Raw genomic sequence first — 9,636 nt, 5'->3', positions numbered from 1 at the left:
CGCGGCGGGGAAATTGTGGAGATAGACATTAGTGGTGATCCTGGTTCTCGCCCTACGAATTAGACGAAGTTGCTACGAAGTACTGGCCTCACCCAACCCTGACACGTAGGGGCGTCCCGCTGGTTCTACGTCGTTGCTCTTGTCTGCATCTGGAACGCGCTCAAGTTCATCGTGATCGGTCCCGTGTCGGCCGTGTTCTTGCTCCGATACAAGCGTGCTGAAGATCGGGCCAGACAACGCAGCATGCCGCCGCCCGTTCCTGCTCCGGCGTAGAGCGGCCTCGCGAGCAACGGATGCGACCCGCGGAGCCATGATCTGCTCGCCACGAGCGTTGGTCTCATAGGATTGGGACAATGTGACAATCGAAACGAGGAGGTTCCTGCGTGTCCGTTGTCCAATCAAGCGCAGGGAATGCTCCCCAGCTCGATGACCTATCAGCTCCAGCAGCCCCGATATCACCGGCGCCATCGTTGCTTGGTCCGCCCGTACCCCCTGCCCAGCGAATCTACTTCTACTCTCCCGATGAGTGGGAAGTGTTCATTTCTGAGTGGGCGGTCGGACTTGGTGTCGGCTACCACCAGGTCAAGCGACTTGGCGGCCCAGGTGACCGAGGAGTCGACGTGGCCGCCTTCAGGACCGAGCGTGGGCTCGAAGACTCATGGGATTGCTTCCAAGCAAAGCATTACGCGGCTTCACTCGTGTTGTCCGATGCTCTCCCCGAGATGCTCAAACTCTTCCGCGGAGTCGTCGATGGATACTACGTACTACCTGACCAGTACGTGTTCGCTGCGCCGCGCGGATGCGGAGGCTCCCTCAATCGCCTCTTGAGTAGGCCCACTGAGCTGCAGACGAAATTGCTAGAGACCATCGATTCCCGTAGCAGCGCTACCAAGGAAATCGATGATGGGACTTTACAGTCGATTCGCGACTTGGCGACGGCATCAGACTTCTCGATGTTCCGTTCTACGGAACTCCGCGAGATGCTGGATGTACATCGGGGAACGCCATACCATGCTGCTCGGTTCGGCACGACGCTGCCTGCTCGGCCTCCAGCGGGCGACCCACCAAAGAAGCCCGCGCCGGTTGAAGTGACCTACGTCAGGAAACTTGTCGATGTCTACAACGAGCAGGACCCAGGCACATGCGTCGACACGGAGTCAGTAACCACTCACGCAAAGTACGGTGTGCACCTTCAGCGTCAGCGGGAAGCTTTCTACGCGGCAGAAGCGCTACGACTTTACGCGAGGGACTCAGTGCCGGACGGAACGTTTGAGTTGCTGCAAGGCGATGTTTACGCGGGCGTTGTGGACACTGCAGAAGCGGACCACGCGAGTGGTTTGGATCGACTCCGTGCGGTCCTGACGCAGTCGGGGCAACTTGACCTTGGTGCTCACTCACTCATCTCCGTATCGCGGATAGAGGATCGTCAAGGAATATGCCATCAACTCGCCAATGGAGACCGATTGACATGGGTGGCAAGCGATGAGTAGCCCCCTCAACAGCCCGCTCGAAGTCGGCTTACGCGTTCTCATGCTTCTGGCCGAGGCGTTTCCAGCGCACTTGGACATCAATCGTCTGGTTTTACTCGATCACGGCTTGCTTCATAGCGCAGACCTCAACGGCCCAGAGAGCCTGCACCCGCCCCTTCCTATACGAGCAGGCGAACTCGGGGTGAAGAGGCAACACATCGAGGATGGGCTCCAAGTCATGATCCGCGCGGGCCTCGCCGAGATGTTTGCCGAGAACAGTGGTATCGAGTTCCGTGCAAGCGAGGCCGCGGAGAGCTTCCTGAGACTCCTTGAGACCGACTATGCGCACGCCCTGCATGACCGCGCGCAATGGGTCGTGGAGGAGCTTGGAGCCATCGACGACGACCACCTGCGAGATCGCATGCGAGAAGTCTCATCGCACTGGCCTGAGGAGTTCGAGTTCATGCAGGTGGAGAGCGGAGCGGATTTCTAGATGGGGCGACTCACGCTTTCCCACTTGACCTTCACTGGCGCAAACGTGTCCCCGGCGTCGCTCGACTTCAGCCCGCATGTGACTGTGATCCACGGACCTTCGGACACGGGCAAGTCCTTCGTCGTTGATGCGATTGATTTCGTTCTTGGCGCAAAGGAACTCAAGGAGATTCCAGAGCGAGACGGCTACAGTCGCGTGTTGCTGGGACTCGAACTGCCAACGGGGGACCGCATCACGTTCGCTCGTTCCGTGGATGGAGGCGGCGTCGCACTTTACAAAAGCGACGTCCGCACTGAGCCCTCGGGCCCGCCTGACGAGGCGCTTTCGTGGAAACACAGTGCGTCCAGCACTGCCAATATCTCTCGCCTTCTGCTTGAGCAAGTTGGTCTCGATGAAAAGCGGGTTCGTAAGAACGCGCAGAACGAAACCCACATGCTCAGCTTCCGCGATCTGATGCGTCTGTCCCTTGTCGGTGAGACAGACATGCAGGCGGAAGTGGCGCCTGGTCTCAGCGGAAATCCGGTCAACAAGACCAAAGAGGTCTCAGTTCTGAAGCTGTTGCTCCAAGGGGAGGATGACTCTGCTCTCGTAGCGGTCGCGTCAGCCCAGGACCAAAAGCGACTCCGTGGCGCACGGCTGGAGGTCGTCGAGCGGATGCTTGGGCAGCTTGATGCGCAGCTGCAAGATGTTGCTGAGCCCGGTGAGCTTCAGAAGCAAATCGCGAAGCTGAACCAATCGATCGACGGGTACAGCGCGACAATCGGGGATATCGCAGAGGAACGCAGCGACATTCTCGCGGAGCGAACACGCGTCCAGGAGAGCGGGAGGGCCCAGCGGGTCGAGCATTCCGAAGCATTGGTGCTTCGTGCGCGGTTCAATCTCCTGTTGAAACAGTACGAGAGCGATCTCGCGCGACTCGGCATGATCGCCGAGGCAGGGAACCTGCTCGGGTACTTTCGACGTGGCATATGCGTCTTCTGTGGTGCTGAGCCAGCAAACCAACACCTCAACCTAAGTTGCGAAGGCAATACCACGAGTTTCGGGTCGTCGGTTGAATCAGAGGCACGCAAGACGCAAGTGCTCCGAGAAGACCTTCTGCTGACCGTTGAAAGCCTCAATGCCCGAATCAGTGAACTGCACGGCTCGATTGCGGACTCACGCCGCGAAGTCACGAAGTTGCAGGGCCGGGTCGAGAAGCTCGACCTTGCGCTGAGTCCCCAGCAAGGAGACTTCCGTGACCTGCTCACGAAGCGGAGTGAGATTGAGCGGCAGCTCGGGCTATACGAACAGATGAATTCATTGGAAGCCATGATTCGGAAGATGGCTGATGAGACTGACGCAGAGGTTGCAACGGCAGTCGCTGGTCTAAGTCTCACTGCCGTGCGGGAGTTCTCCTCCGAGATTTCGAAGCGTCTCACGGAGTGGGGATACCCCGACGCGGGCTCCGTCCGATATGACCGAAACGAGCAAGACATCGTTGCCGGGGATCAGCAGCGGTCTGCTCATGGCAAGGGAGTACGAGCTATCCTTCATGCCGCTTTCACAGTGTCGCTTGCGCAGTATTGCTTCGACCGCGAGCTACCACATCCGGGATTTATTGTTCTGGACTCTCCGCTCGTAACTTACCGCCCGCCAGATCAGCAGTTGGAAGGGGATGAAGAACCTCCTGAGAGTGTGGTTCTGGCGTTCTACCGCGACATTCAGGAGCATTTCGACGGTCAAGTGATCGTGATAGAGAATACCGACCCGCCGGAGCCGCTCGGATCAGACGCATACGACATCGCGTTCACGAAGCAAACCGGGATTGGACGATACGGATTCCTCCCTGTCGGAGTTGCGGAATCATCTCAGGATGTACTGTCGCTCGAAGCGGGTGATTGATCGCCCCTGCGTCGGTATTGATCTACCTGGGGGACCAAAAGGGGACCAGAACCATGCAAGTCATGGACCCCATGCTGCGCTGAGCAACTCTGGACCCGCGGAATCACGCGGGAACTTTCCCCAGGCGGGTGTTTTGGACGCCTGGGGGTCAAGGGGTCGCAGGTTCAAATCCTGTCATCCCGACAGAAAAACCCTGATGAGACGCAGTTTTCATTAGGGTTTTGTCGGTTCTGGAAGTAGTTTTTCATAGTCACTGACGGGCCCTTGGTGGTCCACTTGCGGTCTAGCGGCGATTCTGAAGTGGACCACTTTCACACGATCGTGAAGCGATGAAGTGGACCAAAAGGTGTCCATGGAGTGGACCAATATCGGCGCATGACGATGTTCCGGCCCCTCAGAGAGGTGTCGGAAGAGGGTCATCTGGGTGGTCACCGGGTGGGTCCGTCGCGGTAGGCTACGTCCCTTCGTCTGGGCGTTTGGGCGAGGAACTTGTTGGCCTGTTTTGCGGCTTCGGAGAGGTGCCGGTGGTCGGGGTGCAGGTAGGCCTTGGTGGTCTCGATCGATTGGTGCCCGAGGATCTGCTGGAGCACGTGCAGAGGGACGGGAATGCTGAAGCTTTGATTGACTCCAGGACTGCTTTGATCTGATCGATCGGGGCGGGAAGGATGGCAGTCATGCCAGTGGGGTATTCGTCCGCTAACAGCCGTCATGGCTCATCGTCCGTCCAGCATCGCGAACGGTCAGTAATGGGAGTTTTTCCGTTGGACCATGAACGTTTCGCGTCGGTCAACTTGGTGACGTCCCCGGGGTGGATGCTCCTATTGTTGTCAAGCTGCCTCGGGATGCTCGAGTTGGGTGATGACCGACAACGCGTGGAACTACCGACGCTCCCGCGAGCACTACAAATGCACTCGAGGCCACACCGCCTGCGACAGCTACTCGTACCTGAGCGCGGTGATTGGGTTCTGGCGCGCTGCGCGCCGGGCTGGGATTGTTCCGGCGAGGAAGGCGATACCCATCACCAGGAGCACAACTGCGAGCATGGGGATGGGTGCGAAGATGAGTACTTTGAGCCCCTCGAGGTCGGCAATCACCGTTTCGGCGAGAATCACGTTCGTGACGGCGCCGACGCCCATCGCACCGAGTGCACCGATCACGCTGCCGAGGAAGCCGATGAAGACCGCCTCAACGCTGAACAGCGTGTAAATCCGTCCGCCGCCCATGCCCATTGCTTTCATGAGCCCGATCTCGCGAGTGCGTTCCTGCACACTCATCAGCAGCGTGTTGATGATGCCGAACCCGGCGGCGATAAGCGCGATCACGGCGAAGGCGTTCAGCACACCGATGATGCCGCCGATGATGGCCTGAAAGATGCCGATCTGGTCGGCAGCCGTCATAGCGTTGTAGCCGAGTTCTGCCAGATCCGCTTTCAGCGCGCTGAGCGCTTCTTCGCCAATGCCCGGATCGAATCGCGCAGTGGCGAGGAAGAAGCCGACTTCGGTATCCGCGGGACTGCCGATGTCTTGTGCCTCCCGCAGCGCGTCGGAGAGGGTCTGGTTGAGCCCAATCCCACTTTCGAACAGCGTCTCGTTCTGCACGCCGGAGATGGTCGCCTCACGTTCGTGTATCTCGCCGCTGTGGTCAGCAATGCCAATGCTCACGGGCTGCCCGACGGCCGATTCCGCGTCGGGAAAGCCGAGGCTCTCGAGATAAGCGCTTGTGAGCAGAACATGATTGCCGCCTTCGGGCGTCGGAGCGCCCGCAGCCAGATCCGGAGTGATCATCTGGATGTTGGCATTGATGGCCAGCTCATACTTGCCGGTGCCGTCGTGCTCGATATACAGCGGAGCGAGATGGAGGATCGGATTAACCTCCAGCACGCCATCCACGCCGGCAATGGCGTCTACATCCGCAGCTGTCAGGATTCCGCTCGAGAACTCCGACCCGTCACCATCGAACCGTCCGCCGACAACTGCCGAATCCGGATCGTATGGCGCCGGCCCCGACTGCGAACCGGGAGCCGCATCCGAAGCTTTTGTGATCGACAGCGCGTCGGGTGCCGCAACGGAGGAGATTTGGTTGTCGATGTAGGTGGAGATGCCGGTGCCGATGGCGCTGGTGATGGTGAGGGTGAAGGCGCCGATGACGATGGCGGTGACGGTGAGGGTGGTGCGGGTTTTGCTGCGGAAGGTGTTGCTGATGGCAGCTCGGGTGATGTCGAGGGGGTTCATGCTGCTGCTCCTGGGGTGTCGAGGGAGCGCACAGCGCGTCCGTCGCGGAGCGCACCACGCCCCGAACGACCGCGCCTCCGCTGGCCGGACCGTCGCCGGATGAGCAACTCCGCCACGACACTGTTGATCACGAAGCCCGCGGCGACGAGCCCTGCCTCGCCGAATGCGTCGACCTCACCGATGATGAGCGTCCACAGCGCGAAGACGAGCGCTTGGGTTCCGCCGGAGACAGCGATCGCGTAGGCGCGCGTCATCCATGCTCCGTGCGCGGCGAAGTCGCGACGCGTGATCGCGATCACTGCCAGCACAAGAAACATGATCATCGGTACGGCGAAGACGAGTCGAACCATCGCGAGTGCGAGCTCATCAGGGGGGCCACCGAAGAAGACCGCGAGCCAGATGCTGGACAGTGCCGCGATGAATCCAGCGGGGATCAGTGCACGGCCGGCGGTACGGTGCCAACCGCGCCGAATTCGCAGTGCCGGAGAGAACTGGAATGCGCCGAGAAGGCAGAACACGCTCATCGCCACGATGTGCGCAACTATCGCCACCAATGAGGCCAAGAGCATTTCACTTTCAGGGTCAGCGCTCACGTCCCTCAGGCGAAGCACACCGCCTAGCACGGGGAGTGCACTGAGCAGCAAGAGACCGACTATTGCAAGCCATCCGCTCCTCGGTCGCTGCCGCTCGCCCTTCTGCACAGCAATCGGGCGGGTGGCCGTCATCTTTTGGTCGATCGAGAAGCTCTTGTCGAGGGGGTTCATGCTGCTTCTCCTAGGGTGTCGAGGGAGCGCACAGCGCGTCCGTCGCGGATGAAGAGCTGGCTGTCGCATCGCGTCGCCAGTTCGGGGTCGTGGGTGACGATCACCAAGGTGATGCCGTGGTCGCGGTTAAGGGCGAAGAGGATGTTTTCGACCAGGGCACCGGTGATGGTGTCAAGGTTGCCGGTGGGTTCGTCGGCGAAGATGACCTTCGGGTTGTTCACCAGTGCGCGGGCGATGACGACTCGTTGTTTTTGTCCGCCAGAGAGGTTGACTGCCTTGTTTTTGGCTTTGTCTGCCATTTCCAGTTGTTCGAGTACTGCCATGCCGCGGGTTTTGCGTTCCCGGGCACCAACACCGGCGATCTTCAGGGGCAGCACCACATTGTCGAACACGGTGGCGTTGGGGGTGAGGAAGAACTGTTGGAACACGAACCCGAAGTCCTGGTTGCGTAACCGGTTCAGCTGCCGCACCGACAACTCATCGGCGTTGGTGTCGCCGACCATCAGGGTGCCGTCATCCGGTTGGTCCAACAACGCAAGCAGGTGCATCAGGGTCGACTTGCCCGACCCGCTCTTCCCCACAATCGCGATCGACTCCCCGGCATACACCGACAGCGACACACCAGCCAACGCATCGAACCGGGCGGTGCCCTTGCCGTAGGACTTACGGATGTCGTGGGCCGCGAGCATGGGAGGGCTCAGAGTTGTGGCGGTGGTGTTCACTGGTGCTGCTCCTTGGTGTTGTTCTGGTTGGTTACGGTGATGGTGATCTTTCCCCTGGCGTGCTCCTCAACGAAGTAGCGGATTGCCTCAGGCGTCTCAGCGAGCGGGTAGCTGAGGTCGACTGGCGGCGTGATGGTGCCGGCCTCGATGAGCTCCCGAAGCACCTCGAGGTCGGCGCCGCTCGCGACTGCGGCGAGGGGTCGAAGGTTCTGGGTCACGAACATGCGCACCAGCATCGCTGCGAGCATGCGTCGGATCGGACCGAGCACGCGTCCCCCGTTGCCCGACGCCAGCACAAGAGTTCCGCGACGAGTGAGGGCCCGCCTGCACTCGGCCAGCGATCGGTTGCCGACGAGGTCGAAGATTACGTCGTAGCGGGCCTCGCCCGTCGTGAAGTTCTCACCCGTGTAGTCGATGACGTGGTCTGCGCCCAACGACCGCACGAACTCGAGATTTGCGGTGCTGCAGACGCCAGTCACTTCGGCCCCATAGGCCTTAGCCAGTTGCACGGCGAAGGAGCCGACTCCGCCGGACGCTCCGTTGATGAGCACTGTGTCGCCCGGCTTGATCTTCGCGACATCCCGCACGCCCTGCAGTGCCGTTGTTGCGGCGATCGGCACGGCTGCCGCTTCGGCGAAGCTGATTCGCGAGGGTTTGTGAGCGAGGCGCTTCGCCTGGGCGACGGTGTATTCGGCGAAGCTGCCGGCATCCACCTCTGCATAAACCTCGTCGCCCACGCTGAAACGGCGCACGTTGTCGCCCACAGCCTCGATCACGCCGGCGACATCCCTGCCCCGCGTCGAGACTTTGGGCCGCCGGAGGCCGAACGCCACCCTTGCAACGAAGGGTTCACCCTGCATGAGCAGCCAATCGGCGGCGTTGATGGATGCTCCCTGAACCCGGATGAGCACTTCGTCTTTCGCCGCTACTGGCCGGGCAACGGTCTCGTATTCGAGAGTGTCGAGTCCGCCGTAGCGGTGTTGGGTTATCGCCTTCATCGTTCCCGGCGCGGGCTGAGTGCGTGAGCTCATGGTTTCTCTCCCTGCGTGGTCTCTCCCACTTCCGCGGTGAGGTACACAATACTGTGTGAAACACATTACCGCAACAGACTAGCCTTTTCGTGCCACTACCTATAGTGTGTGTCATACAGTAGTGCGCGACCAAGCGCACTCAACGAGACCGAAAGAAGAACCGATGACCATCCGAACGAACACCCCGAAGGTGCTCGACAACCCGCCGATCCCCGTGCAGGCCAAGCTCGCCGCCGCATGGACCAGCTTCATGTTCCTCTACATCTACGTCGACTACCTCGGCCTGTACAAGCCCGGGTCCATCGACGACATCCTCGACGGCGTCGTCTTTGTGTTCGACATCAACCAAGCCTTTGTCGTCATCGGGCTCACGTCCGTGGCCATTCCGGCCCTGATGGTGATGCTCTCCATGACGCTGCCCGCCCGGGTGAACCGCGCAACGAACCTCGTCGTGGCATCGCTCTACATCCCCTACTCGGCCTTCAACCTGGCCGGTGGGTCCTGGCTCTACTTCTACGGCCTCGGCGTCGTACTCGAGGTGCTGCTCCTGGCCTTCATCCTGCGCTCCGCCTGGACATGGCCTCGAACCCCCGCCGTCCCAGCCGGTCCCGCGACGACCGACCTTCGACAGGACCTTCGACAGTAGGTATCCGTGTAAAGTCCTACGGCGTGAAGCCCGCCGCCGCGGACACCGGACCGACCGTGACCAGCTCGTCGCAGTATGCGCAGAGAACCTGCTCACGAACGGTCCGGTGTCCGCGCGGGGGATCACAGGCCGGTGGACAACGCCCGCGGGATGGGTCGAATCGTCCGCGACGCCAAACGCTTCGTCGCAGACGTCGATCGCACGCTCGTAGCTCGCCAGACTGACCGACGTGGCGAGCTGTCCGGCGGTCGGCTTAACATCGGAGTTTCTGGTGGCAGCAAGAGTCTTGATGCACATTCCGATCGCCATGATCTTGTTGTCGAACGTGCTACGCCGCACGATCAACCGGTGGGTCACCATGATTGCCGCCCCCGTCGAGCCTCAGGGCTCGGCGGGGGG

The 9,636-nt window shown here is 60.7% G+C and carries 9 protein-coding genes; 4 read left to right on the top strand and 5 right to left on the bottom strand.

The genetic code is table 11. The annotated features are described in order from the left end of the window. Window positions 1–533: 533 nt before the first annotated feature. The 3 genes from Y708_RS22940 to Y708_RS0104850 all read left to right on the top strand — a co-directional run bounded on the left by Y708_RS22940 (window position 534) and on the right by Y708_RS0104850 (window position 3,843). Window positions 534–1,490, top strand: a complete 957-nt coding sequence (locus Y708_RS22940; protein ID WP_051478613.1) for an ABC-three component system protein — start codon at window positions 534–536, stop codon at window positions 1,488–1,490. After that, window positions 1,483–1,962 carry an ABC-three component system middle component 2 gene (locus Y708_RS31480; protein ID WP_028279054.1) on the top strand — a complete coding sequence of 160 codons (480 nt, stop codon included), beginning with the start codon at window positions 1,483–1,485 and terminating at the stop codon, window positions 1,960–1,962. The genes Y708_RS22940 and Y708_RS31480 overlap by 8 nt, the downstream gene beginning before the upstream one ends. 249 nt (window positions 1,963–2,211) lie before the next feature. Further along, a complete protein-coding gene (locus Y708_RS0104850) occupies window positions 2,212–3,843 on the top strand; it encodes a coiled-coil domain-containing protein (protein ID WP_253905692.1) in 1,632 nt (543 codons plus the stop codon). A 428-nt stretch (window positions 3,844–4,271) separates the two neighbouring features. Here the strand turns inward: Y708_RS0104850 and Y708_RS29620 are convergent, their stop codons facing one another. From Y708_RS29620 to Y708_RS0104825, 5 genes are all read right to left on the bottom strand, one after another. Continuing rightward, window positions 4,272–4,433 carry a hypothetical protein gene (locus tag Y708_RS29620; RefSeq protein WP_253905691.1) on the bottom strand — a complete coding sequence of 54 codons (162 nt, stop codon included), beginning with the start codon at window positions 4,431–4,433 and terminating at the stop codon, window positions 4,272–4,274. Between the two features lie 345 nt (window positions 4,434–4,778). Continuing rightward, window positions 4,779–6,074 carry an ABC transporter permease gene (locus Y708_RS0104840; protein WP_028279052.1) on the bottom strand — a complete coding sequence of 432 codons (1,296 nt, stop codon included), beginning with the start codon at window positions 6,072–6,074 and terminating at the stop codon, window positions 4,779–4,781. Beyond that, window positions 6,071–6,838, bottom strand: a complete 768-nt coding sequence (locus Y708_RS22935) for a DUF2306 domain-containing protein (RefSeq protein ID WP_051478610.1) — start codon at window positions 6,836–6,838, stop codon at window positions 6,071–6,073. The genes Y708_RS0104840 and Y708_RS22935 overlap by 4 nt, the downstream gene beginning before the upstream one ends. Continuing rightward, window positions 6,835–7,560: an ATP-binding cassette domain-containing protein gene (locus Y708_RS0104830; protein WP_028279051.1), complete on the bottom strand. Its 726-nt coding sequence runs from the start codon at window positions 7,558–7,560 to the stop codon at window positions 6,835–6,837. Before Y708_RS0104830 ends, Y708_RS22935 begins: the two co-directional genes overlap by 4 nt. Continuing rightward, window positions 7,557–8,591, bottom strand: a complete 1,035-nt coding sequence (locus Y708_RS0104825) for an NAD(P)-dependent alcohol dehydrogenase (protein ID WP_253905690.1) — start codon at window positions 8,589–8,591, stop codon at window positions 7,557–7,559. Before Y708_RS0104825 ends, Y708_RS0104830 begins: the two co-directional genes overlap by 4 nt. 163 nt (window positions 8,592–8,754) lie before the next feature. On the opposite strand from Y708_RS0104825, the gene Y708_RS0104820 reads away from it, so the two are divergent. Then, on the top strand, window positions 8,755–9,237 hold the full coding sequence (locus tag Y708_RS0104820) for a DUF6326 family protein (protein WP_035775276.1): 483 nt from the start codon (window positions 8,755–8,757) through the stop codon (window positions 9,235–9,237). Window positions 9,238–9,636: the final 399 nt, after the last annotated feature.

The sequence above is a fragment of the Arthrobacter sp. H5 genome, assembly GCF_000520595.1.
Lineage (GTDB): Bacteria > Actinomycetota > Actinomycetes > Actinomycetales > Micrococcaceae > Arthrobacter_D.
This window is presented reverse-complemented; position numbering and strand designations above follow the sequence as displayed.

Bases quoted from the DNA above. Each gene is read 5' to 3' on its own strand.
- Y708_RS31480 (WP_028279054.1), top strand. From the start codon at position 1,483: ATGAGTAGCCCCCTCAACAGCCCGCTCGAAGTCGGCTTACGCGTTCTC.
- Y708_RS0104840 (WP_028279052.1), bottom strand. From the start codon at position 6,074: ATGAACCCCCTCGACATCACCCGAGCTGCCATCAGCAACACCTTCCGC.
- Y708_RS22935 (WP_051478610.1), bottom strand. From the start codon at position 6,838: ATGAACCCCCTCGACAAGAGCTTCTCGATCGACCAAAAGATGACGGCC.
- Y708_RS0104825 (WP_253905690.1), bottom strand. From the start codon at position 8,591: ATGAGCTCACGCACTCAGCCCGCGCCGGGAACGATGAAGGCGATAACC.
- Y708_RS0104820 (WP_035775276.1), top strand. From the start codon at position 8,755: ATGACCATCCGAACGAACACCCCGAAGGTGCTCGACAACCCGCCGATC.